This window comes from Pseudomonas sp. MF08831 (assembly GCF_059862645.1).
Genome location: NZ_JCBCUX010000027.1, coordinates 1 through 24,746 on the forward strand (window position 1 = coordinate 1; position 24,746 = coordinate 24,746).

The 24,746-nt window shown below is 59.1% G+C and carries 12 protein-coding genes, 2 rRNA genes and 1 pseudogene; 10 read left to right on the plus strand and 5 right to left on the minus strand.

Translation table 11 applies throughout. The features are described 5' to 3' along the window. Both AC19YS_RS31590 and AC19YS_RS31595 read left to right on the plus strand, forming a co-directional pair. A partial coding sequence (locus tag AC19YS_RS31590; protein ID WP_500603508.1) for a beta strand repeat-containing protein occupies positions 1-7,775 on the plus strand: 7,775 nt, incomplete at its 5' end. A 152-nt stretch (positions 7,776-7,927) separates the two neighbouring features. Then, the gene (locus AC19YS_RS31595) at positions 7,928-8,266 is read left to right on the plus strand and encodes a hypothetical protein (RefSeq protein ID WP_016968775.1); all 339 of its coding nucleotides are present in this window, start codon (positions 7,928-7,930) and stop codon (positions 8,264-8,266) included. Between the two features lie 152 nt (positions 8,267-8,418). On the opposite strand, the gene lapD is transcribed toward AC19YS_RS31595, so the two are convergent. Beyond that, entirely contained in the window at positions 8,419-10,365 is a 1,947-nt protein-coding gene (gene lapD, locus AC19YS_RS31600; protein WP_106580707.1) for a cyclic di-GMP receptor LapD, read from the minus strand. A 14-nt stretch (positions 10,366-10,379) separates the two neighbouring features. Then, positions 10,380-11,072 (minus strand): cysteine protease LapG, encoded by a 693-nt coding sequence (gene lapG / locus AC19YS_RS31605; RefSeq protein WP_106580708.1) that lies wholly within the window; start codon positions 11,070-11,072, stop codon positions 10,380-10,382. Between the two features lie 252 nt (positions 11,073-11,324). On the opposite strand from lapG, the gene AC19YS_RS31610 reads away from it, so the two are divergent. The 5 genes from AC19YS_RS31610 to AC19YS_RS31630 all read left to right on the plus strand — a co-directional run bounded on the left by AC19YS_RS31610 (position 11,325) and on the right by AC19YS_RS31630 (position 17,949). Further along, the gene (locus AC19YS_RS31610) at positions 11,325-12,035 is read left to right on the plus strand and encodes a GntR family transcriptional regulator (RefSeq protein WP_106580709.1); all 711 of its coding nucleotides are present in this window, start codon (positions 11,325-11,327) and stop codon (positions 12,033-12,035) included. Between the two features lie 361 nt (positions 12,036-12,396). Further along, positions 12,397-13,155, plus strand: a complete 759-nt coding sequence (locus AC19YS_RS31615) for a DUF3050 domain-containing protein (RefSeq protein WP_200625735.1) — start codon at positions 12,397-12,399, stop codon at positions 13,153-13,155. Then, positions 13,152-14,099, plus strand: coding sequence for a diiron oxygenase (locus tag AC19YS_RS31620; protein WP_124416115.1), 948 nt, complete (start codon positions 13,152-13,154; stop codon positions 14,097-14,099). The genes AC19YS_RS31615 and AC19YS_RS31620 overlap by 4 nt, the downstream gene beginning before the upstream one ends. Beyond that, a complete protein-coding gene (locus AC19YS_RS31625) occupies positions 14,096-17,473 on the plus strand; it encodes an amino acid adenylation domain-containing protein (protein ID WP_200625734.1) in 3,378 nt (1,125 codons plus the stop codon). Before AC19YS_RS31620 ends, AC19YS_RS31625 begins: the two co-directional genes overlap by 4 nt. Before the next feature lie 17 nt (positions 17,474-17,490). Beyond that, positions 17,491-17,949, plus strand: a complete 459-nt coding sequence (locus tag AC19YS_RS31630; protein ID WP_106580713.1) for an SRPBCC family protein — start codon at positions 17,491-17,493, stop codon at positions 17,947-17,949. 39 nt (positions 17,950-17,988) lie between these two features. Here the strand turns inward: AC19YS_RS31630 and AC19YS_RS31635 are convergent, their stop codons facing one another. Continuing rightward, on the minus strand, positions 17,989-19,869 hold the full coding sequence (locus AC19YS_RS31635) for a methyl-accepting chemotaxis protein (RefSeq protein ID WP_200625733.1): 1,881 nt from the start codon (positions 19,867-19,869) through the stop codon (positions 17,989-17,991). Positions 19,870-20,148: 279 nt separating this feature from the next. Between AC19YS_RS31635 and AC19YS_RS31640 the strand changes: the two are divergent. The 3 genes and pseudogenes from AC19YS_RS31640 (at position 20,149) to AC19YS_RS31650 (ending at position 24,244) form a co-directional block, all read left to right on the plus strand. Further along, a pseudogene (locus AC19YS_RS31640) lies at positions 20,149-20,663 on the plus strand (sigma-70 family RNA polymerase sigma factor). Between the two features lie 5 nt (positions 20,664-20,668). After that, positions 20,669-21,643 (plus strand): FecR domain-containing protein, encoded by a 975-nt coding sequence (locus tag AC19YS_RS31645; protein ID WP_500603509.1) that lies wholly within the window; start codon positions 20,669-20,671, stop codon positions 21,641-21,643. A 105-nt stretch (positions 21,644-21,748) separates the two neighbouring features. Beyond that, entirely contained in the window at positions 21,749-24,244 is a 2,496-nt protein-coding gene (locus AC19YS_RS31650; RefSeq protein WP_500603510.1) for a TonB-dependent siderophore receptor, read from the plus strand. Between the two features lie 173 nt (positions 24,245-24,417). Here the strand turns inward: AC19YS_RS31650 and rrf (AC19YS_RS31655) are convergent. Both rrf (AC19YS_RS31655) and rrf (AC19YS_RS31660) read right to left on the minus strand, forming a co-directional pair. Continuing rightward, positions 24,418-24,533, minus strand: a 5S ribosomal RNA gene (gene rrf / locus AC19YS_RS31655). A gap of 109 nt (positions 24,534-24,642) precedes the next feature. Then, a 5S ribosomal RNA gene (gene rrf / locus AC19YS_RS31660) occupies positions 24,643-24,746 on the minus strand; the annotation flags it as partial.

Below are 24,746 nucleotides of genomic sequence, written 5' to 3' on the forward strand. Positions count from 1 at the left end.
ACAACAACGGTTCGACCGTCAACACGACGATCACCAACGCCACTGGCGGTAACTTCGAGAACCTGGCGACCAACCCAGCGCCAGCGACCACCACGATTACCGATTCGATCGACACCACCACCGTCACTCTGACGGCAGATCCATCGGTCGTTGAAGGCGGCAACATCACTTACACCGCCACGCTGACCAACCCAGCACAAACCGCTGTGACGGTTACCTTGAGCAACGGTCAGACGATCAATATCGAAGCGGGCAAGTCCAGCGGAACTGTAGTTTTCGAAACTCCGGCCAACGACGTTTACAACAATGGTTCGACTGTCAGCACCACTATTACCGGTGCAACTGGCGGTAACTTTGAGAACCTGGTTCCAGGTACTGCCCCAGCCGTCACCACGATCACTGATTCGATCGACACCACCACCGTCACTCTGACGGCAGATCCATCAGTCGTTGAAGGCGGCAACATTACTTACACCGCTACGCTGACTAACCCGGCGCAAACTGCGGTGACTGTGACGCTTTCGAATGGTCAGACCATCGTCATCGAAGCGGGTAAATCTGCGGGCTCGGTGGTTTTCGAAACCCCAGCCAACGACGTCTATAACAACGGTTCGACCGTCAACACGACGATCACCAACGCCACTGGCGGTAACTTCGAGAATCTGGCGACCAACCCTACGCCAGCGACCACCACCATCACCGACTCTATCGATACCACCACTGTCACTCTGACGGCGGATCCATCGGTCGTTGAAGGCGGCAACATCACTTACACCGCGACGTTGACCAATCCGGCGCAAACCGCCGTGACCGTCACGTTGAGCAACGGCCAGACGATCAACATCGAAGCTGGAAAATCCAGCGGAACTGTAGTTTTCGAAACTCCAGCCAACGACGTTTACAACAATGGTTCGACTGTCAGCACCACTATTACCGGTGCAACTGGCGGTAACTTTGAGAACCTGGTTCCAGGTACCGCCCCAGCCGTCACCACGATCACCGACTCGATCGACACCACCACTGTCACTCTGACGGCGGATCCATCGGTCGTTGAAGGCGGCAACATTACTTACACCGCTACGCTGACTAACCCGGCGCAAACTGCGGTGACTGTGACGCTTTCGAATGGCCAGACCATCGTTATCGAAGCGGGTAAATCTGCTGGCTCGGTGGTGTTTGAAACGCCGGCCAACGACGTCTACAACAACGGTTCGACCGTCAACACGACGATCACCAACGCTACCGGTGGCAACTTCGAGAACCTGGCAACCAACCCAGCGCCAGCCACCACCACGATCACCGACTCGATCGACACCACTACCGTCACCCTGACGGCGGATCCTTCGGTCGTTGAAGGCGGCAACATTACTTACACCGCTACGCTGACTAACCCGGCGCAAACCGCCGTGACGGTCACGCTGAGCAACGGCCAGACGATCAACATCGAAGCCGGCAAGTCCTCAGGCTCAGTGGTGTTCCACACCCCGGCCAACGACGTCTACAACAACGGTTCGACCGTCAATACGACGATCACCAACGCCACTGGCGGTAACTTCGAAAACCTCGCAACCAACCCAGCGCCAGCAACCACCACGATCACCGACTCGATCGACACCACTACCGTTACCCTGACGGCGGATCCATCGGTCGTTGAAGGCGGCAACATTACTTACACCGCTACGCTGACTAACCCGGCGCAAACTGCGGTGACTGTGACGCTTTCGAATGGCCAGACCATCGTTATCGAAGCGGGTAAATCTGCTGGCTCGGTGGTGTTTGAAACGCCGGCCAACGACGTCTACAACAACGGTTCGACCGTCAACACGACGATCACCAACGCTACCGGTGGCAACTTCGAGAACCTGGCAACCAACCCAGCGCCAGCCACCACCACGATCACCGACTCGATCGACACCACTACCGTCACCCTGACGGCGGATCCTTCGGTCGTTGAAGGCGGCAACATTACTTACACCGCTACGCTGACTAACCCGGCGCAAACCGCCGTGACGGTCACGCTGAGCAACGGCCAGACGATCAACATCGAAGCCGGCAAGTCCTCAGGCTCAGTGGTGTTCCACACCCCGGCCAACGACGTCTACAACAACGGTTCGACCGTCAATACGACGATCACCAACGCCACTGGCGGTAACTTCGAGAACCTGGCGACCAACCCTACGCCAGCGACCACTACGATTACCGACTCGATCGACACCACCACCGTTACCCTGACGGCGGATCCATCGGTCGTTGAAGGCGGCAATATCACTTACACCGCCACGCTGACAAATCCAGCGCAAACCGCGGTAACCGTAACGCTGAGCAACGGCCAGACGATCAACATCGAAGCCGGCAAGTCCTCAGGCTCAGTGGTGTTCCACACCCCGGCCAACGACGTCTATAACAACGGTTCGACCGTCAACACGACGATCACCAACGCCACTGGCGGTAACTTCGAAAACCTGGCAACCAACCCAGCGCCAGCGACCACTACGATTACCGACTCGATCGACACCACTACCGTCACCCTGACGGCAACCCCTTCAGTCGTTGAAGGCGGCAACATTATTTACACCGCCACGCTGACCAACCCGGCGCAAACCGCTGTGGCGGTCACGCTGAGCAACGGCCAGACGATCAACATCGAAGCCGGCAAGTCTTCGGGCACGGTCGTGTTCCAAACGCCGCCGAACGACGTTTACAACAACGCGTCGACTGTCAGCACGACGATCACCAAGGCAACCGGCGGTAATTTTGAGAACCTGGCGGCGAATCCGGCCGCTGCAGTGACGAGCATCACCGACTCGATCGACACCACCACCGTGACCCTGAGTGCGCCAAGTGCGGTCAACGAAGGCGGCACCATCACCTACACCGCCACCTTGAGCAACAAGGCTGGCAGCGACATGGTGATCACCCTGGATAACGGCTCGACGATCAAGATTGCCAAGGATTCCCTGGTGGGCCAGGTGACCGTCAATGCGCCAGGCGATGACGTGTTCATCGACAAGAGCACCCAGACCGTCAAGATCGCCGGCACTACCGGCGGCAATTTCGAAAACCTCAGCGTGACGCCGGGCGGCGCCACCACCGTGGTCAACGACACCATTGATACGGTGAGAATCCTCCTGACCGCCACCGGCAGCGTCGGCGAGAAAGGCAACATCGTCTACACCGCCACCCTGGTCGACAAAGACGGTCATGCCGTCAATAACGTCGGCAAGACTGTGGTGGTCGAGCTGGATAACGGCAAGACCATCAGCATTGCCGACGGCCAGAGTTCCAGCACGGCCACCGTTGTCGCGCCTAACGATGTGTACGCCGGCAACCAGACGGTGACTGCGGCCATCAAGGGCGTAACCGGTGGGGAGCAGTTCGAGAACCTGGTGCCGGTCAAGGATCCGGTGAGCACCACCGTATACGACACACCGGGCACCACCGACCTGACGACCGTCACCCTGACCGCGCCAAGTGCGGTCAACGAAGGCGGCACCATCACCTACACCGCCACCTTGAGCAACAAGGCCGGCAGCGACATGGTGGTCACCCTGGATAACGGCGCCACGATCAAGATCGCCAAGGATTCCCTGGTCGGTCAGGTGACCGTCAATGCGCCAGGCGATGACGTGTTCATCGACAAAAGCACCCAGACCGTGAAGATCACCGGCACTACCGGCGGTAATTTCGAGGGCGTCACCATCACCCCGGGCGGCGCAACCACCGTCGTCAACGACACCATCGATGACGTGACCGTGTCGCTCAAAGCCAACGGTTCGGTCAGCGAAGGCGGCCAGATCACTTACACCGCGTCCCTGGTCGACAAGAACGGCAATGCCGTAACCAACGTCGGCTCCGACCTGGTGGTGAAGTTGAATAACGGCTCGACCATTACCATCGGCAACGGCCAGTCCAGCAACACCGCGACCACCACTGCGCCTAACGATGCGTACGTGGGCGCCAACGACGTGACTGCCAAGATCACCGGCGTGGTCAGCGGCGGCGACAAGTACGAGCATCTGATCGTCGACGGCAGCACCGTGACCACCAAGGTGACGGATGTGATCAACAACACCACCATCAGCATTACCGGCGACGCGTCGGTGACTGAAGGCGGCACGGCGAACTACACCCTGACCCTGAGCAACCCGGCGCAAACCGATGTGACCGTGACGCTCAAGTACAGCGGCACCGCCACCGATGGCTCGGATTTCACTGGCGTGTACACCGTGAAGATCCCGGCTGGCGCCAGCAGCGTGCCGTTCACCATCGGCACGATCGACGACAAGATCACCGAGCCGACAGAAACGATCGTCATCACCATCGATAAAACCACCGGCGGCAACTTCGAAAACCTGGTGGTCGGCAATGGCAGCGTCAGCACCAACATCATCGACAACGACGCGCCGCCGGTCATCGACCTGGATGCCAACAACTCCAGCGGCGCCACCGGTGCCGACTACAAGACCTCGTTCACCGAAGGCGGCACGGGCGTGTCGATTGCTGACACTGACATCAAGATTACCGATCCGGACAGCACTCAACTGACCGGCGCCACGGTGGTCTTGACCAACACTCAGCAGGGCGATTCGCTGAACTACACAGGCGTTACCGGCATCACTGTGACCCCGACCACAGACCCTGCCACCGGCAAGATCACGCTGACCCTGACCGGTACGGCGTCGCTGGCTGACTACATGCAGCAGATCAAGAACATCACGTTCACCAACAACAGCCACGACCCGAGCACCACGCCGCGGACCATCACCGTGACCGTGACCGATGGCGGCAATTACTCCAACGTCGCTACCGCCACGGTCAACGTAGTGGCGGTCAACGATGCGCCAGTGGCAACCGGCAGCGCCGTGACCGGCACCGAAGACACGCCGCTGGCGCTGACCTGGGCCAACTTCGGCGTGACCGATGTGGACTCGCCACAAGCCAGCCTTGGCGTGAAGATCACCGACCTGCCGGTGGCCGGCAAGCTGCAATACCTGGCGGCAGATGGCGCCACCTGGACCAACGTGACCGCCGGCCAGACCTTCACCAAGGCGCAGATCGACGGCGGCCAGTTGCGCTTTATGCCCAACGCCAACGAGTCCGGCACCGACGGTTATGGCGGCACCGGTATTGGCAACAAGCAGGCCGATTACGCGCAGTTCAAGTTCCAGCCTACCGACGGCAAGGACCTGGGCACCAGCGCCACGGTGAAAGTCGATATCACACCGGTCGCCGACGCACCGACCCTGAATGTGGCTGACAACAACGTCAATTCGGTGGGCTTGCTCAAACAAAGCTGGAACAGCATCGCCGGCATCGGCACCAACGGTAACGGCGCGGCCCCGGCCGACCTGAAAAACGCCATTGATAACGCTGGCACGCCCAACAGCAGTGGGATTGTGACCAACGTCGAATCCACCGCCAACGTGGCGGCGGGTGCAGGCTCGAAGATCTCCGGCCTGATGTACATGGAAGCCGGCAAGTCCTACACCTTCAGCGGCACCGGCGATGACAGCCTGGTGATCAACGTCGGCGGCAAAGACGTGGCCAGCGCGCAATGGGGCACCAACAGTGGCAAGTTCAGCGGCTCGATCACCCCGACCGTCAGCGGCTACTACAGCATCGAGATTTACCACGCCAACCAGTCCGGCCCGGGCAGCTATGACGTCAACCTGTCGATCAACGGCGCAGCGGCCACAGACCTGAGCACCAGCGGCGCGGCGTTGTACACCGGCATCACTGACCTGACCAACGCCGGCGTGACCGTGTCCGACCTGCATGGCAGCAACGGTGACGGTTACTACGTGGGCTACAAGCTCAACGAAGGCCAGGAAAACGGCACCGTGAAGCTGTCCAAGGTCACCACCGCGCTGACCGATACCGACGGTTCGGAAACCCTGAGCGTGAAGATCAGTGGCGTACCGGCAGGCTCGGTGCTAACCGACGCGTCCGGGCACACCTTCACCGCGACCAAAACCGTGGGCGAAGTCAACGTCACCGGCTGGGACCTGAGCACCCTGACCATCAAGCCGCCGACCTACTACAGCGGCCAGTTCAACCTGACCGTCACCTCGACGTCCACCGAAAGCCTCGGCGGTTCGGCCATCACCACCGCGCAATTGCCGGTGACGGTGTACCCGGCCACCTACAGCGCGATCACGGGCACCTCGGGCAGTGACGCGATTACCGGCACCGATGGCAACGACATCGTCGTGGCCGATATCGGCGGCCTGAACGTGGTGCAGGGCAAGAACTACAACATCGCGTTTATGGTGGACAGTTCCGGCAGCATGAGCACCGCGTCGATCAACGCGGCAAAGGCTTCGTTGACCTCGGTGTTCAACTCGCTCAAAGACAGCCTGGGCGCCAACACGTCGGGGACTGTGAATATCTTCCTGGCGGATTTCGATACCCAGGTGAACAAGTCGGTCGCCATCAACCTCAACGATCCAAACGCCCTGACGTTGCTCAAGGCAGTGCTGGACTCGATGGCGTCGGGCGGCGGTACCAACTATGAAGACGTGTTCAAGACCACGGCCAACTTCTTCCAGAGCGGCCTGGCTACCGGCAACAGCGGTGCCACCAACTTGACCTACTTCATCACCGACGGCAAGCCGACCTATTACCAGAGCGGCGAGCAGACCAACCCGACGATTTACAACGTGAAACTCGACGACTTGGTGACCACGTCCAACTACACACTGGGCACGACGTTCAGCAAATACCTGGATAACACCCACTACTTCAGTGTCGACTCCTCGGGTGCGGCCCAGTTGCAAACCTGGAATGGCTCGCGCTGGGTGGTTAATAACCTGGGCACCCTGCACGCCCAAGGTGACGGCACCTACGAGCTGTCCAACCTGAGCGGTACCGGCAGCAGCACCGACTCGGCGACGCTGAGCAACGCCAAAAGCGCCTTTGCCTTGCTGGGCGGGTTGTCGCAAGTGGAAGCCATCGGCATCAACAGCGACGTCACCCTCAGCGACCTGAAGCCTTACGACAGCGATGGCAAGCCGCAAAGCAACATCGACCCGAAAGACCTGGCCAACGCAATTCTCGGCCACACCGAAGCAACGCTGCCGGGTAACGACACCATCAGCGGTGGCGACGGCAACGACATCATCTTCGGCGACCTGGTGAGCTTCAGCGGTATTACCGGTGAGGGTTACAACGCACTGCAGGCCTTTGTTGCACAGAAGACCGGCGTGGCGGTCACGGCAGTGACCACCTCGAACGTGCACCAGTACGTCACCGAGCATTACGCGGACTTCGATGTGTCCGGCGCCAAGGACGGCAACGACACGCTGCTGGGCGGCGCGGGTGATGACATCCTGTTCGGCCAGGGCGGCAATGACTACCTGGACGGCGGCAAAGGCAATGACATCTTGCTGGGCGGCACCGGTGACGACACCTTGATCGGTGGTCCGGGCAACGACATCCTGATCGGTGGTTCGGGTGCCGACACCTTCGTGTGGAAAGCGGGTGACCTGGGCAACGATGTGATCAAGGACTTTAAAGCCTCGGAAGGTGACCGGATCGATCTCAAGGATCTGTTGAAGGGTGAGACGGACAGCACCATCGACAACTACCTCAAGATCACCACGGTAGACGGCGTGTCGACCCTGCAAATCAGCAGTGAAGGCAAGCTCAACGCAGCGGGCGGCGTGGCCAATGCCGATGTGACGATCAAGCTGGAAGGCAACGATTGGTCCCACACCAGCATCAACTCGCTGATCAGTGGCGCCGACCCGACCATCAAGATCGATCACACCGCCTAAGACGCGATGAACCGGCCGCCCACTCGGGCGGCCGATTTATTTGGCTGATGCGTCGCTGGCCCTCACGGGCGGTTGCATCGCATACTCGCGCTCATAAACACACCATTGACCTATGCTGGTGAACGCGTGTGGCTCATTTTCGAGGGTTTCTTATGTTTTACGTGCAACGTGATGCACAGGGTGCACTGAGTCGCGTGGAGGCCGCCGCCTTTGCCGAATCAACTGAAACCCTGCCGGCCGATCACCATGAGATTCAGGCCTGGTACGCCAACGAAGTGGTGGAAACCAGCCTGGCGCAGCTCAAGCAAAGCGACCTGGAGATGATTCGGGTGCTGGACGACTTGATTCAGGTGCTGACGCGCAAGGGCGTGATCAGCGTGACAGACCTGCCACCGGCGGCGCAGGCCAAGCTGATGGACCGTACCCACGCGCGGGAAGCGTTGGGCGGGTTGAGCCACCTGATCAATGATGAAGAGACTGGTTTGATCTGATTTAGTTAGGCACACCGAATCTAAATCGGGGCAGGCTTTTGTGGGAGCTGGCTTGCCCGCGATGCAGGCACCTCGGTGTATCAGGCGGACCGAAGTGATGCTATCGCAGGCAAGCCAGCTCCCACACAAGCGAGTGCCCCGTTAGGTCTGGATTATTTCCAGGGCGCCGGTTCACCGAACAGCTGGCCCTGCACACCGAAAATCCCCATCTCGCGAATCACCTTCAGCTCACCCTCGGTTTCCACACGCTCGGCAATCAATGGCAAGTCGATGCTGTGGGCCGCACGCTGGATCGCCTCGATAAACAGGCGTTTGTCGCTTTCCTGATCGATGGCGCGGATGTAGCTGCCGTCGATTTTCAGGTACGCCAGGCCCAGCCGTGCAAGGTTGCCGATCATGCTGAAACGCCCACCAAAGCGCTGCAGGCTCAGAGAGAAGCCCAGCTCGCGCAGGCGCTGGGTCAACTGCTCCAGCAGCGCCTGCTCCGGCAATTGTTCTTCACCGATTTCCAGGGTCAGGCGCGGGCCCAGGTTGCTGTGCTGGCGCAGCAGCTCAAAAATCCGATTCAGCGCCTGAGCATCCTGCAAGGTCGCGGCAGACAGGTTCAGCGCCAGGCTATGGCTGTGGCCGGCCATTTGCTTGAGTACCTGCTCAAGCATCAAGCGGTCCAGGCGCGCCGTCCAGCCGAAGCGCTCGAGCCACGGCAGGAAACGTCCGGCAGGTATCGTGTGGCCGTCTTCATCCTGCAAGCGCGACAGCACTTTGTAGTGCAAGACCAGCTGCGGGTCCTGGCTGGCGACCACCGGTTGGAAGTACAGCTGGAAACGCTGCTGGGTCAGGGCCTGGTCGAGCAGTGTGTGCCACGCATGGTGATCGTCGCCGACGCTGGCGGCGGCGCTATGGTCGAGGCACACCCAGGTGGTGTCGCCCTGCCCTTCGGCCTGGGCCAGGGCTTGGTCAGCCAGGGTCAACAGGGCTTGAGGCGAATCGCCATGGTTAAACGGTGCCAGGCCGATATAGGCAACCGGCGTGACATCACTGGCGCCAGTGGCCTGCAGGCTGAGCAACGTGGTCTCAAGGTTCTGCGCCAGTTGCAGCGCTTCTTCACGCACCAGCCCCGGCGCCAGTACCGCAAACTCACCGCCGCGGATACGGGTGACGAGGTTGTGGGTTTCCGGGTACGGCTCGCACTCGCGCAGCAGCTGTTCGCCGACCGCTTGCAGCAATTGGTCGGTACGCTGGCCACCGAGGCGCTGGTTGAGACCGGCGAGGTCCTTGACCCGCAGCAGCAGCAGATAGCCGGAGCTGGTCTCTTCCGGGTGACTCACGCGGGCGTTGAGCTGCATTTCGAAATAACGCCGGTTGGCGAGGCCGGTGAGGTTGTCTTGATAGGACTCGATGCGCAGTTTTTCGCTGCGCTCGGCCTGCTCCTGGAACAGCGCCTTGAGCTTTTCCACCATCTGGTTCATGGCCTGCACCACGCGGCGCAGTTCCGGCGTGCGCGGCAGGTCGGGCAAGCTGAGGAACTCGCGGCGGGCAATGGCGTGGGACTGCTTGACCATGTAGTCCAATGGCTTCAACTGCCGGCGCAGCAATAACGCGCCAAGCACCGCACTGACCGCGCCGCACAGCAACAGCCAGCCGAGGCTGCCCAGGGCGCTCTGCCAGAGTTTGGCCAGGGCGAACATCGGGTGACTGACCACCTCCACGCGCGCCGCCTGCTCCCAGCCGCGATTGACCAGCGCATCGCCACCCGCCGGCTCCAGGCCGATCAATTTCACGAACCAGTTGGGCACACCGTTGTTGTCGGGAATGCCGCTGCGCTCGACGATGGTTTTATCCGTGGCCAGGTCCACCACGCGGATGCTCGCGTAATAGCCGCTGTCGAAGATTGAGCTGACCAGCAGTTCGACCATGGCCGGGTCGTCGATATTGGGCGTCAGCGACAACGCCAGTGCCGTCGCCGCATCCTGCGCGTGGGAGCGAAGCTGGTTGACGTATTGGGTGCGCGAGCTTTCCAGGCTGACCATGAAGCTGCCACTGAAGGCGACCACGAGGAACAGACAGATTGCGATCAATAGTTGTTTGAACAGAGACATCCGATCAGTTACTCCTAGTTGGCAGGCTCGGCCGGGAAGCCTTCGGCACGCATTTTTCTCAACACATCCTGCCAGCGCGACAAGCGTTTGGTATCACCGACTTTCGTGTTGCCCTTGGCGCCGGGCAGGTACAAACCCTCGGCGTTGAAGGAATACACGGGAATCAGGTCGGTACGGCGAGTGGCCGGCAGGATCTCGTCCATCAGGCTATCGAGCACCAGCGGGATGGCGTTGGGGGTCGAATAATAAGTCAGCACCATGTGCGCGCGATTCTGCCGCAAGGCCTTGACGTAGGTAATGCGCAATTTGTCGCTGGAAACGCCCAGGTGACGCAGGCTGAAATACTTGGCGATTGCGTAGTCTTCACAATCTCCGGCACCTTTCCACAGGGCTTCGATGGGCGTCTCCCAATAATCGACCACGTGCCACAGGTCGATGTCTTCCACGTACGTCATTTGTTTGTTGAAGAACAGATTGACGACCTTGAGCTGCTCCTGCTCGTCGACTTGCTTTTGGGTCGCCAGCAACCGCTGCCAGGCGTCAATTCGCTGCTGGCCCTCACCCAGCGGCCCGTACAAGGCGGTGGCTTTGCGGCTGATCTGAGAGAAATCCCAATCGGCATGCAGCCCGCCGAGCATCAAGCCAGCCAACAGAATCGCTGAAAATAGCCAGCTGAGGATTCGAGAGGGAATAAAACTTACCGCCAAGGCGTTCAGTCCGTGGAGAGAGACGGAATTTCAAAGGATGGTGAAGCCTCAACCCACAAAAAACAATGGCACAGTGCAATCATTCATGCGTGGGCGAAGTTCATGACCCGCCGCTGTGGGATGCACAAAGTACAGCTTGTAAGCCCTTACAAACGGAAACTTTGGCTGTTTGACAAGCGTGTGGGCCATCTTTAGTGTGCATTGGATCCAATTAAACACACTCCATTCAACAATAAGGAGGATAGCGTAACCGTGACGCAGAAGCCGAACCCTTTAAGCAGCATCAAAATCAGCGGGCCTATTCCCGCCCACCTTGCTCGCGCCGTTATTGAAGAAACCTTGCGCAATGCCATTCTCGACGGTCGACTGCCCTGTGGCACCGCGATGCGCCAGCAAGAGCTCGCCAGCCTGTTCGGTGTCAGCCGCATGCCCGTGCGCGAAGCTTTGCGCCAGCTGGAAGCCCAGTCTTTGCTGCATGTGGTGACTCACAAGGGCGCCGTGGTTGCACCGTTGATCGAAGACAATTCGGCTGAAACCTATGCCCTGCGCATGCTGCTGGAATCCGAAGCGCTGCGCCTGTCGATCCCGTTGCTCACCGACGCCGACATTGCCCAAGCCGACGCCTTGATCAAAGCGCTGGAGCAGGAGAAAGACTACGCCGAGATCGGCCGTCTCAATCGTCTGTTTCACATGGCGCTTTATAGCAAGGCACCCAACCAGCGTTTGCTCAAGTTGGTTGAACACGGCTTGAATGAGGAAGAACGCTTTCTGCGCTTCAACCTCGAAGCGATGGGGCTGGGCGAGACGTCCCAGGAAGATCACCGTGAACTGCTGAGCCTGGTGGCCCAGAAGAAAACCGACGAGAGCATCCTGACGTTGCGCAACCACCTGATGCGCGGCATGGAGGTCATCTCTACCTACCTCAGCGGTCTTGAAGCCGCCGCAACACCCGACACGCAGTAAGTTTTACCGCGCTCGTTGTGGATCCTTATACGGTGAAGGCCCCTTTCTGTGCGGAAGGGCCCCCACGGTATACATCGCATATTTGTTGGTGCCTGGCTAACTTAAAGAAACGTCCCACTTCGATTCAAGCAAGTTACTTACAACACACTGTATCTCGAAAAAATATCTAATACTTTCATCATCTCGCCCCACCGTTTAATCAGCTTACTATCGCGACCTAATGCAACAACCATTTTATTTTGCAGAGCAGCTTAGTCTCGTTCTCGCTGCGCGCGGGGCCTGGCTATGCGCCACGCCTGCACGTCCAATTGTAAATACCATCCTGTTTTCAGAGCAGCGCAATAACTTATAGGCATCAACCATGCATCAACACTTACTTGAACAAAAGAAACTGCAGCTGTGCCGCCATCCGTTATTTAAAGAAATAACTTCACTGACCAAGTTACAGCGTTTCATGCAACACCATGTATTTGCCGTTTGGGATTTTATGAGCCTGACCAAACGCTTGCAGCAGGACCTGAGCTGCACGCAGTTACCCTGGCTGCCGCCCCTCGACCCGCAAGCGACGCGCCTCATCAATGAAATCGTGCTCGGCGAAGAGTCCGATGAACATCCCGCACAGGGCCATTGCAGCCACTTCGACCTGTACCTGCAAGCGATGGCCGAAGTAGGCGCTGACACCCGCGTCGTCCGGCGCTTCATTGAGCTGCAGCGTCAGGGGACCGAAGCCAGCACAGCCTTGCATCAGGTCGATGCGCCGCCAGGCGTAGCCCGCTTTGTCGAAAGCACGTTGCAGATCGCCTTGAACGCGCCCACCCACGGCGTAGCGTCCGCCTTCCTGCATGGACGCGAGAGTGTCATTCCCTCCATGTTCGCGTGCATTCTGCGCGGCGATGTATTCAAGGGCCGCCAGGCGCCGACCTTCTGCTACTACTTGAACCGTCACATCGAACTGGACACGCAAGGGCACGGGCCCGCCGCAGAGGCGCTGCTCCAGCGCCTGATCGGTACAGACCCGACTCGCCAACGCCAGGCCGATGAGATAGCTCTGGGCGCGGTGCACAGCCGCCTCCGCTTCTGGGACGACGTGCGCGCCTCGCTGCAAGAGACGCGGCCATGAACGCCGCCGACTATCGCTCCTTCGCCGACGACTGGGAACGCCGTGCAACCCTGCGCACACGTCCGCGGCGCATGCTGGAAAACGACGACAGACTCATCTACCCCGCGAGCCGCCAGCCACTGGTGCTGAGCGCGACCTTCCTTGAGCATTGCTCGCAGTGGCGCGACTTCGTGCTGGTGCAAAGCTTCTACAAATTCCTCAATGACGTGGTGATCTTCGAAACCGAGATCGTCGACAAGACCGCTCGCAGCATTGCCAAGAATCGCTTCTCACTGTCCTTCCCCCTCGCCTGTCGCTACGACGCAATGACTGTCGTGGTCGATGAGGATTACCACGCGCTGGTCGCGCTGGATTTCCTGCAACAAACCGTGAACATGACGGGCCTGCAACCGCTCGACTTGCCCGGCCAAATCGAGCTGAGCCATGCCTTGCCCGCCGCGCAGGCATTGGCGCCGCCGCACCTGCGTGACGCCGTGGAGTTGATTGGCGTGGCCATCGCCGAGAACACCATCACCCATGACGTCGCGGCGTTTGCCAAGGATGACAGCGTCAAACCGTCCATACGCGGCTTGATGGCCGACCACTTGTTCGATGAAGGCCGCCATGCACAGTTCTGGACCCACCTGGTGCGTATCTACTGGCAGTCGGCAAACCCGGCCGACCGCGACAGCATCGCGGCCACCCTGCCGGCCTTCTTGACGCATTACCTGACCAACGACCTGCAGAAAGCTTTCGATCTGCAGTTGATCGAACACCTGGACGTCAGCGCCGACGTTCGCCGTGCGCTACAAGACGAAGTCGCAGCGCTGCACTTTCCCATCACCCGCCAGCACCCGCTGCTTGGCAATATCATGGGTTTTCTGCACCACAGCGGTGTGCTGAACACCCCGAGCGTCGCCCTGGCCCTGAGCACCTATTTACCCGAATCGGGGAGGCAGCCATGAGGCGCTTGAACATGGGATGGAGCGGCACCAGCAAAGCCTTGGAAGCGATCAGGCAAACGCTGGAGCAGTATGGGCACGTCACCGCGACGGAGAACCTCGACGTCATGATTGAAGACGGCAGCCAACCGCTGCGCGTGCCTGCCGATAATACCCAGCGGATCAGCCTGCGACTGGGTATTGGCCCGGTGTCTGAACATGGGCTTCCTGCGGTGCAATTGCGCTGCTATGACCAAACCCGCCGCGTACTGGCGATATGCGGCATCACCGAAGAACCCAGCGGCAACGGCGAGCGATTGCGCCGCCAAGCGACGAATGCCCTGGTGGAATGGGTAGCCTCGCTGGTCAGTCAATTCTCGCGAGACCCTACGTTTTTTTCGGCGACAACCGTCGCTAATGCCTGGCCTGAGCAAGGCCTTCATGGGCTTGAAGGGTTGGCGTTCCTGCATCGATTCAACCGTACTTCGCAGCCGGCACTGTTACAGGCTGCACAGGTGCCAATGATCGAGCGGTTACAGGCCAGTCTTCATTCCTTTGCTGAACGACCGGCGCTGAACATCGCGGGCAGCGTGCTGACCTACCGTCAATTACTGCATCGCGCCGTGTCGATCCAGCAAAGCCTGAGTCTCCTGCTGCAGCACGCGCAGACGCCAGCGGTGATCGGCGTGTGCCTGGAAAAATCCGTTGATCTGTATGCCAGCATTCTGGCGGTGCTGGGTTGCGGCGCGGTGTACCTGCCACTGGCACCCGATCATCCGCCGCAACGCCAGCGCGCCATGCTGCAAAGCAGCAACGCCAGGGTGTTGGTGGTAGAGGGTCAGCACCCTTTGCGCGACGATTTCGTTACCCTGAATCTCAGCACTGTCGACCCGACCTGTGCCGACATCACACGCCCGCTGATGCAGCATCGTCCCAGCAGCGAGGCACCCTGCGTGGCGCTTTTCACCTCAGGCACCACCGGCCAACCGAAAGGCGTGTTGCTCAGCCAACGCAACCTTGCACATTTCACCGCCTGGCTAGGCGCCTGTATGTCGTTGGACGAGCACAGCCGCGTGCTGCAGTTTTCGCCGCTGAGTTTTGACTCATCGCTGATCGACATCTTCCCCGCCCTGATAGCCGGCGCCGAGTTGGTCGTCCCGAGCGAGGGCCAACGGCACGATCCTCAGCAACTGGTCGAGCTGATTCGCCAACAGGGCATCAGCCACGCGTTTCTGCCGCCGGCGCTGCTGAGCATTCTGCCGCTGGATCAGCCCTTGGGTTTGACTCACTTGATGACCGGCGGTGATGCCTGCGAGCCGCTTGTGATCGAGTGCCTGGCGAGCAAATGCCACCTGCACAATTTCTACGGCCCTACCGAGACGACGGTACTGGTCACCCACCGAACCTTCCAGCCCGGTGACAGCACACGCAATCTTGGGCGCCCCATTGCCAACAGCCAGGTGCTGATCCTCGACGACGACCTGCACCCGGTGGATGAACAGGTGATGGGCGATCTGTATATCGTCGGCCCTGGCCTGGGCCTTGGGTATGTGAGCGCGCCGCAGGGGGTCGACAGCCCGTTTGTTGAGCTGACACAGCCGGACGGCCGATCAGTGAGGGCATACCGCAGTGGCGACCGGGCGAAATGGACGGCCGACGGTATCGAACTGGGCGGTCGGCGGGATGATCAGGTGAAGATCCGCGGCTTTCGGGTCGAGCCCCAGGAGATTGAGCAATGCCTGCGCAGCAGTCGGCTGTTTCGCCAAGTGGCTGTGCTGATTGATCCTGACCGCAGGATCCTGAGCTTTGCCGCCCAACCTGAACCAGGCGCCAGCATGGCAGGCCTCAAGCACCATGCGCGGCAATGGCTGGCGACCTACATGCAGCCCGAGGTGTGGACAGAATTACCCACTCTGCCACGCACTCACCACGGCAAGATCGACCGTCAGGCCTTGCTGGCGATACCGAAACACGCCACTCCCCGCAACGAGTGCAATGCCGCACAAACGCCTCTGCAAATGCGGCTGGTAGCGCTGTGGAGCGAGTTGTTGGCGGTGCCGGATGGCGACATTTCCATCGACGATGGGTTTTTCAACCTGGGCGGCCATTCCATTCTGCTGTCTACCCTGCTGCTGCGTCTGCGCAAAGCGTTTGGCCGTAGCCTTTCACTGAGCAGTTTCTTTGAAGCGCCGACAATTCGTACGCTCTGCGTGCTGATGGAAGACGGGGCACTGCCGCATGCACCGTCAGGCCAGGTGGAAAAGGATGCGTCGCAAACGCTGAATATAGAAACGCTGCATGAGGACCGCGCTGGCGATCCGCGCAAGGTGATTGTCACGGGCGCCAACAGTTTTGTCGGCGTGCACCTCGTCGAAGCCTTGTTGGCTGGCGGTGCCCAGGAGGTGGCATGCCTGGTGCGTGAACAGCCGGGGCAGTCGGCGATGACGCGGTTTACCCAGGCATTGCGCGAGTACCGGCTGCAACATCTGGACCTGAGCCGGGTGCAGGTATACGCCGCCGATATGGGCTTGCCCCGGCTGGGCTTGGCTAGCGATGTTTATGAGCACCTCGCCCGAAACCACGGGGTCTTGGTGCACAACGCCGCGCGGGTCAATCATGTGATGGATTACGCCTCACTGGCCCAGGACAACGTCGAACCGATACGTGAGTGCCTGCGCCTGTGTGAAACCCACTGCAAGAAAGTCTTCAATTTCATCTCGACCCTGTCGGCCTGCAGCAGTGTCGACGCCCAGGGAAACATCCTCGAAACGCCGGCTGCAACCACGTTGCCGCTCTACCTCAAGAATGGCTACAACCTCTCCAAGTGGGTCGCCGAACGCTTGCTGCGGCGTGCAGCCGAGCAAGGCGCATGGGTGAACATCTATCGCCCGGGAAACATCGCTTTCAATAGCCGCAACGGCGTCTGCAAGCCGCACAACAACCGCCTGATGATGATGCTCAAGGGTTCGTTGCAATTGGGCCTGGCGCCCCGCCTGCAGGTGAACTTCGACCTGATGCCGGTGGACTTCTTTGCCCGTTTTGTTGCGTTCCACTGCGGCCGCTTCGTTGCAAGCCGAAACGTATTCAACCTGCACAACCCACAGCCTTTGAGCTGGGATCACTACCTTGATGCATTCAGTCAGGCGGGCCACTGCTTCGAGCGGGTGAGCGTTGCGCAGTGGCAGACCGAGCTGCGAACGGTAGGCCCTGATAACGCGCTGTTTGGCGTGCTGGGCTTCTACCTGGATAACCTCGCAGAAGACATCAGCGACATCACGATGATTTGTCACGAGAACGCACGCCAGGGTGTGGAGGCGATGGGCGAGCAGTACCCGTACAAAGACCCGGCGCTGTTGCGCAGAGGCTGCGACCACCTCAAGGCCATCGGCTTTCTCTGACCGTTCAGGACATTTCCATGAATCTGCTGCAACCCGATACATTAATTCGCAACCCGAACGGCACACCGGTGGTGGCGTCTGTTGACGTCGCGTGCGAGGCCGCTGATCTGTGGCGAGTGGTGGGCAATTTTGCAGGCTTTGATGCCTTCGTTCCGGCTCTCTCGCACATCGAAATGACGGGCACAGGCATAGGCGCCTTGCGCACCAAACATTTCCACGATGGCCATTGCGTCGTAGAGCAACTCAACAGCCGCGACGACGACGCCATGTACATGACCTGGACCACACTCTACAACACCTTGGGCGTCGCCCGGCTGTGGGCTGCCATGCAGGTGGAAGCGCTTGGCACAGGATGTTCGCGGGCAACCTGGACGCTCATGGGTGAGCCGGTCGATACCACCCAGGCGGCGTTTGAACAGTTTGTGCAGACCTTCGCCGACACGGCCCTGGAGAATGTACGCCAGATGTTCAGCTGATCAGCAGGAGCGAGACGCCTCGCTCCTGCATGAGCCCGGTCAGATTTTGAAGCTGTCGACCAGTTGCTTCAGGCGGCTCGCTTGCTGAGACAGCGCATCGCAGTCCTTCAGCGTTTCGTTGAGGTTGGCCACACCCTGCTGATTCAGCAGGTTGATCTGGTTGATGTCGACATTGAGGGTTTCAACCACAGCGGTCTGCTCCTCGGTAGCCGCCGCGACCGACTGGTTCATGCCATCAATCTCGACGATTCGCTGCGTCACGCTGACCAGGCGCTCGCCGGCCTGGTTGGCCACTTCAACGCTCTCCTCGCTGGAGGTCTGACTGGCGTTCATGGTGGTCACGGCCTCACGCGAGCCCACTTGCAGCGACGTGATCATCTTATGAATCTCTTCGGCGGACTCCTGGGTACGGTGAGCGAGGTTACGCACTTCATCGGCAACCACGGCAAACCCACGCCCGGCTTCCCCGGCACGCGCGGCCTCGATCGCGGCATTGAGCGCCAACAAGTTGGTTTGCTGGGAGATGCCTTTGATCACATCAAGGATGTGGCCAATGTTGTCGGTGCTGGCGTTCAGGGTTTCGATCTGAGTGCAGGACAGGCTGATCTTCTGCGACAGTTCCGACATCGCCAGGATGGTTTTCTCCACCACCTTGCGCCCGTCGTCTGCTTGTTCACTGGCACCACTGGCGTGCTGCGAAGCATCAGCTGCGTTACGCGCGATTTCCTGGGTAGCGGCACCCAGCTCGTTGATCGCCGCGGCCACGCTGTTGGTGCGCGCGCTTTGCTCGTCCGAGCCGATGATCGAGGCGTTGGACGACGCCATCACGCGTTGGGACAGGTCATGCACTTGACGCGTTGCCGAAGACACCTCGGAAATAGAGGCGTGGATACGCTCGACGAACTGGTTGAAAGCGCTGCCCACCTCGCCAAACTCGTCCTTGCTGGTCACGTCCAGGCGGCGAGTCAAATCGCCCTCACCCTGGGCAATGTCCTGCATGGCCACACCCATGGTGGTCAGCGGGCGCAGCAGTACTTGGATCAACAGGCTCAACAACACGGCAATGGCGACGACGGCAATCAACATGGCGATCAATGCCGAAGTACGGAACTTGCCAAGTGGCGCGTAGGCTTTGTCTTTGTCGATCGACAGACCGATGTACCAATCTGCACCGGGTAAACCGCTGATTGGCGTGAACGAAAGAATGCGATCCTGGCCATTGAGAACAACGTCCTGGCTGACCTTTTCGATACGCAGGTTGGTACCTGGGTAGATGTCCTTGAGGTTTTTCATCACATGGTCCTGGTCAGGACTGACGATGACCTGGCCATCGGCGCTGACCAGGAACGCATGGCCGATCCCACCGAAGTCTACCGAGTTGATGATCTTCACCAGGGTTTGCAGGCTCAGGTCACCGCCGACCACACCCAACAGCTCACCGTTCTTTTTGACGGGCAGAGCAATGGTTACGATCTGCCCGCCGACTGCGGCCATGTAAGGCGGAGTCAGCATGGTTTTATCGGCAGCCACCGCCTGCTTGTACCAAGGGCGCTGACGCGGGTCGTAATCGTCAGGCATCTTCGCATCAGGACGCTGGGTGAACACCCCGTTGGTTTGCCCGACGTAGGTGAACTGGAAGTTCGAGGTGAACGCTGGCTGATCAACCAAGCCAGGAAGATCGGCCTGGCTGCCCTGATGGGCAACGTTTTGCGCCAGGCTTTCGAGTACCAGAATGCGGCCACTGAGCCAGTTCTGCACACTGCTGGCCGTGAGTTCGCCTGATTGCTGGATAGACGACTCCAGGTTTTGCTTGATAGTGCTGCGCTGCAGGTAGTCGTTGTAAAGCGTGAATAACGCGAACGCGAGAACCACGACGCCTGATGCGGCCAGCAGAATTTTATGACTGAACTTAAGATTCATTTCATCGACTTCTTTTGCCAAAGGGGGATGAGCGTGCCGAGTGGAACATTCCATGTAACGGGATAGGCGGACTCTGCGACCGCTCTATTTCGGTGCACGCATGGCTCGTCAGGCTTTCGGCCAGGCCAGGATAAATCTTAGAAATTTGTGAGAAGCATCCTGATTTTGAGTAGGAAACCGACCGACGGTAGATCGGTAGGCGTCGGCGTTGCAAAATTTTTCAGCCTCCCAGACAATGCGACTAATTATCATTTGTGACGTTTGGCCGAGCCTGTGTGAATGCCGACTACTGAGTACATCCCTTGTGAACGTGTTGTGCAGACGCTTTACAGCACCCATCACAGCTGGCTCAACCGGTGGCTGCGCAGCCGCCTGGGCAATGCGGCGGATGCAGCGGACCTGGTCAGGACACGTTCGTGCGCTTGCTGCAAAAAACCGAACGCCTGGAACTCAAAGCCCCTCGTGCCTTTCTGCGAACCATTGCCAGCGACCTGGTGATTGATCATTGGCGGCGTGAAGACATCCAGCGCGCCTACCTCGAGTCCATTGCCCATCTCCCTGAGGCGTTGGTCCCCAGCGTAGAAACGCGGATATTGGTGTTGGAACTGCTGGAGGAAATCGCCCGCCTGCTGGACGGATTGAAGCCGAAAGTACGTAAGGCGTTTCTACTGGCTCAGTGTGATGGGTTGGCGCACAAGCAGATCGCGCTGCAGATGGGGGTGTCGTTGCGAACAGTGGAACGGTATGTCGCGCAGGCGCTGTATCACTGTTACGTACTGCGTTATGGGGCGTGACTACGATGGATAATGCCGCGCGCTCCGGACCAGATCCTCAGGTGGTCAAGCAGGCCATCGCTTGGGCACTGCGCCTGCGTAATAACCGGGCCAACGTGCGCTTGCATGCACAATGTGTGCGCTGGCGCGAAGCGCATGACGACCATGAATTGGCCTGGCAGCGGGTACAGGCACTGCAGCAGGAATTGAGCAGCCAGATGGCCGCGATCCCCGGCGCGCGCGTCGCCTTGGAAAACGTTTCGCAAGGCGTGGGCCGGCGGCAGGCACTGAAGATGTTGTCTGGCGTCATGTTGGTGGGCTCCGCAGCCTGGTTAAGCCGCGACCTCACCGGCTGGCAGCGCTGGACGTCCGACCTTGCGACCGCCACCGGGGAACGGCGCAGCGTGCAATTGCAGGATGGCGCTCGTTTGCAACTCAACACCGACAGCGCCGTGGACCTGGATTTCAACGCGCAGCAGCGTCTGATCACGCTGGTTCGCGGGGAAATCCTGGTGACGTGCGGCGCGCCTTCTTCGGCGCCACTGCTGGTTCAAACTCGGCACGGCTTGTTCGAAGGTATCGACGGGCGCTTTGCCGTGCGCCAAGACAGCGATTGCACCCGCTTGAGTGTGGTCAGTGGCAACGTGGCCATTCACTCACCACACTCGGCAGACGGACTGTCGACTCAAGTCCACGCAGGAGAGAGCTACCTCGTACATCACACACATGCCACGCTGGCACCGCCGCTGGATATGGACATGGGCGCCTGGGTCGATGGGCTGATCGTGACACGGAACATGCGCCTGGCTGCCTTCCTGTCGGAGGTGGGGCGCTATCGACCTGGTTATCTGGGTTGTTCGGCAGAAGCCAGCGACTTGCGGTTGTCAGGGGTTTTCCGGCTGGAGGACACGGATAAATTGTTGGCGATCGTTGCACAGACGCTGCCTGTTGAAGTGCGCTACCGCACGCGTTGGTGGGTAAGCCTGGAACGTTCAGCCTGATCTTTTATGCTTTATATGAAATTTTTTTGGCGGTTTTTTTCCGTGAGACCGGCTTAGACAGTAAGCCCTTCAATCAGCCCTCACCGGCCTCCACGGATCTTGATCATGACAGCGCGTTTTCCCGGCAACTCACCGTGCTCTTCCTACCCCCTTTTGGCTAAATCCATCCGTGCGGTATTGCTGTCAACCGCGATGGGCATGGGCGCGGGTCCAATCGCCGGCATGGCTGCGCATGCAAACATCGAGCAGGTTAACCAGCGCTACGACCTGCCTGCCGGCGCCCTGGGCGAGGTGCTCAATCAATTCGCCCGTCAGGCAGGCATTACCCTCTCCAGCACGCCTGGGCAAACCCAAGGCCGGCAATCAGCCGGGCTGCATGGCGAGTATTCAGCCGAGCAGGGGTTAAATCATCTGCTCACCGGCTCTGGCTTGCAGGCGGTATCGCAAGAGGGTGTCAGCTTTGTGCTGGAGACCCAGACGCAGAGCAGCACCTTGACGCTGCCCACCACGGATATCAAAGGCTTCGCCCTGGGTAATGCCTTAGGCAGCATGGAAGGCTACAACGCGACGCATAGCCAAATCGCAACCAAGACCAGCGCCGCATTGCTGGAGACGTCGCAAACCGTTTCCGTGGTGACGCGCGAGCAGATGGACGACCAAGGCTCCCAAACCGTCGCACAAGCCCTGCGTTACACCCCTGGTGTACTGACCAACCCCTATGGCGCGACCCATCGTTATGACTACGTGGCAATGCGCGGTTTTAATGATGGTTCTGTGGACAACATCTACCTTGATGGTTTGAAGTCCATGGGGGATAGCGGCACCTATAGCACCATGCAGGTTGATCCGTATTTTCTCGAGCGCGTAGACATTCTGAAGGGGCCTTCCTCTGTCCTCTATGGACGTAGCTCGCCCGGCGGCCTGGTCGCGCTGACCAGCAAGAAGCCATTGCTGGAGCCCTACCATCAGGTTCAAGCAACGGCAGGCAGTCACGGTCAGCAGGGCATGGGTTTTGACTTCAGTGGACCCGTGGATGACGACAAGCGCATCGCCTATCGGCTTACCGGTTTAGCGGACAAGTCTGATACGCAGTTCGACCACGCCAAAGAAAAGCGCTTAGCCTTGGCGCCGACACTCAGCATCGACTTTACCGAAGACACCTCGCTGACACTCCAGGCGTACCTGCAGCATGATCCTGATGGCGGCTATCACGGCGGTATGCCGGCAGACGGCGCATTGCATCAGCGTAATGGCCAGCGCATCTCCAGCCACTTCTTCGAAGGTGAACCTGGAGTAGATGGCTACAAACGTGATCAGCAGTCGTTCGGTTATCAGTTCGAGCATCGATTCAACGACGTGTTTACTGCGCGACAGAACTTGCGCTATCTCGACTCCAAGGTGCAATTGGATCAGGTGTACGCCTATGGCTGGACCACACCGACCAGTAACGAGTTGAATCGCTATTATTCGGGAGGTGATGAGAAGCTGCATGCGTTCATCATCGACAACATGCTGCAGGCGGAGTTTTTTACCGGTACCACTCACCATACCGTGCTGATGGGGGCTGATTATCAGCGACGTAAAACGGTGGTGGACTGGACGAGCGGGTCACTGCAGCCAATCAACGCATTCAACCCGGTCTATGGCAACACTGCTATCAGCAATGCCAGCCTGACCAGCTATCTGCGTCGCCTTGAGCAAACTGGCGTTTATCTACAAGACCTGATCGAGATGGATAAATGGCGGTTCTCTCTAGGGCTGCGTCAGGACTGGGTAGAGACGTCCGACGAGAACCGTATCGCTGAAGCGGGGCGACCGCTGGGCACGGAAATTTCTGACAAACGTACCAAACTGACTGGGCGAGCCGGTGCGCTGTATCTGTTTGATAATGGCTTGGCACCCTATGTCAGCTATTCAGAGTCGTTCAACCCGAACTCCTATTCAGACAACGCCGGCAACCCGCTGGCACCCACCAATGGAACGCAGTGGGAAGCGGGCTTGAAGTATCAGCCGCCGGGGACGGATAACCTGTTTACAGCTTCCTGGTTTCGCATTGACCAGGAGAACCTGGCGACAAAGCTTCCTCAAGAAAACTTCTATCGCGCAGTAGGTGCGGTTCGCTCGCAGGGATTGGAGTTGGAAGCACATATGCAACTGACCGATAACCTGAAGATCTTGGGCAGCTATACCTTTACCGATATTAAATATTCAAAATCGATGGTCAGTACGCTGAGCTCAGCCGACAACTTGATTGAGAACAAAGGCAACTCCCCCACGCAGGCACCTCGCCATATGGCATCGGTGTGGGCGGACTACATGTTTGATAGCGGCGCCTTTGACGGCTTGCGACTTGGCGGCAGGGTTCGGTACGTCGGCTACAGCTGGGCAGACGCGGAGAACACAATGAAGGTACCCGCCTACACCTTATTCGACGCATCCTTAGGGTATGACTTGGGCAAGGTCGGACTCAAAGGCGTAGATGTACGGTTGAACGCGAACAACCTGACCAATGAGACCTATGTAGCGTCCTGTGCCAGCCTGAACTTCTGCTATTTGGGCGAAGAGCGTAATGTCAGTGCGACGGTAAGCTATCAATTCTGATCTGTTAGCGTTTCTGACAAGCCAGTGTCTTCTTTCAGGCACTGGCTTTTTTGTGGGCAGGGTGCAGGGGGATCTGATGTGGCCGGCTCGGGAGGATTTCTCTCAGTCGGCAACAGTCCTCCAAAACGACAAAACCCCTGTCTGCGTTAGCAGACAGGGGTTTCGGAATTTGATCTTGACGATGACCTACTCTCACATGGGGAAACCCCACACTACCATCGGCGATGCATCGTTTCACTGCTGAGTTCGGGATGGGATCAGGTGGTTCCAATGCTCTATGGTCGTCAAGAAATTCTGTGTACCAGTGCGTTGCGCTTGCAACGTGCCGGTGAAATTCGTGGACTTCTACATAAACAAAACCCCTGTTTGCGTTAACAAACAGGGGCTCTGGAATTTAATCTTGACGATGACCTACTCTCACATGGGGAAACCCCACACTACCATCGGCGATGCATCGTTTCACTGCTGAGTTCGGGATGGGATCAGGTGGTTCCAATGCTCT

What these genes read in the sequence shown, in the direction of transcription:
- AC19YS_RS31595 (WP_016968775.1), top strand. Translation starts at nt 7,928, where the DNA reads ATGTTTTACGTGCAACGTGATGCACAGGGTGCACTGAGTCGCGTGGAG.
- lapD (WP_106580707.1), bottom strand. Translation starts at nt 10,365, where the DNA reads ATGTCTCTGTTCAAACAACTATTGATCGCAATCTGTCTGTTCCTCGTG.
- AC19YS_RS31615 (WP_200625735.1), top strand. Translation starts at nt 12,397, where the DNA reads ATGCATCAACACTTACTTGAACAAAAGAAACTGCAGCTGTGCCGCCAT.
- AC19YS_RS31620 (WP_124416115.1), top strand. Translation starts at nt 13,152, where the DNA reads ATGAACGCCGCCGACTATCGCTCCTTCGCCGACGACTGGGAACGCCGT.
- AC19YS_RS31625 (WP_200625734.1), top strand. Translation starts at nt 14,096, where the DNA reads ATGAGGCGCTTGAACATGGGATGGAGCGGCACCAGCAAAGCCTTGGAA.
- AC19YS_RS31630 (WP_106580713.1), top strand. Translation starts at nt 17,491, where the DNA reads ATGAATCTGCTGCAACCCGATACATTAATTCGCAACCCGAACGGCACA.
- AC19YS_RS31635 (WP_200625733.1), bottom strand. Translation starts at nt 19,869, where the DNA reads ATGAATCTTAAGTTCAGTCATAAAATTCTGCTGGCCGCATCAGGCGTC.
- AC19YS_RS31645 (WP_500603509.1), top strand. Translation starts at nt 20,669, where the DNA reads ATGGATAATGCCGCGCGCTCCGGACCAGATCCTCAGGTGGTCAAGCAG.
- AC19YS_RS31650 (WP_500603510.1), top strand. Translation starts at nt 21,749, where the DNA reads ATGACAGCGCGTTTTCCCGGCAACTCACCGTGCTCTTCCTACCCCCTT.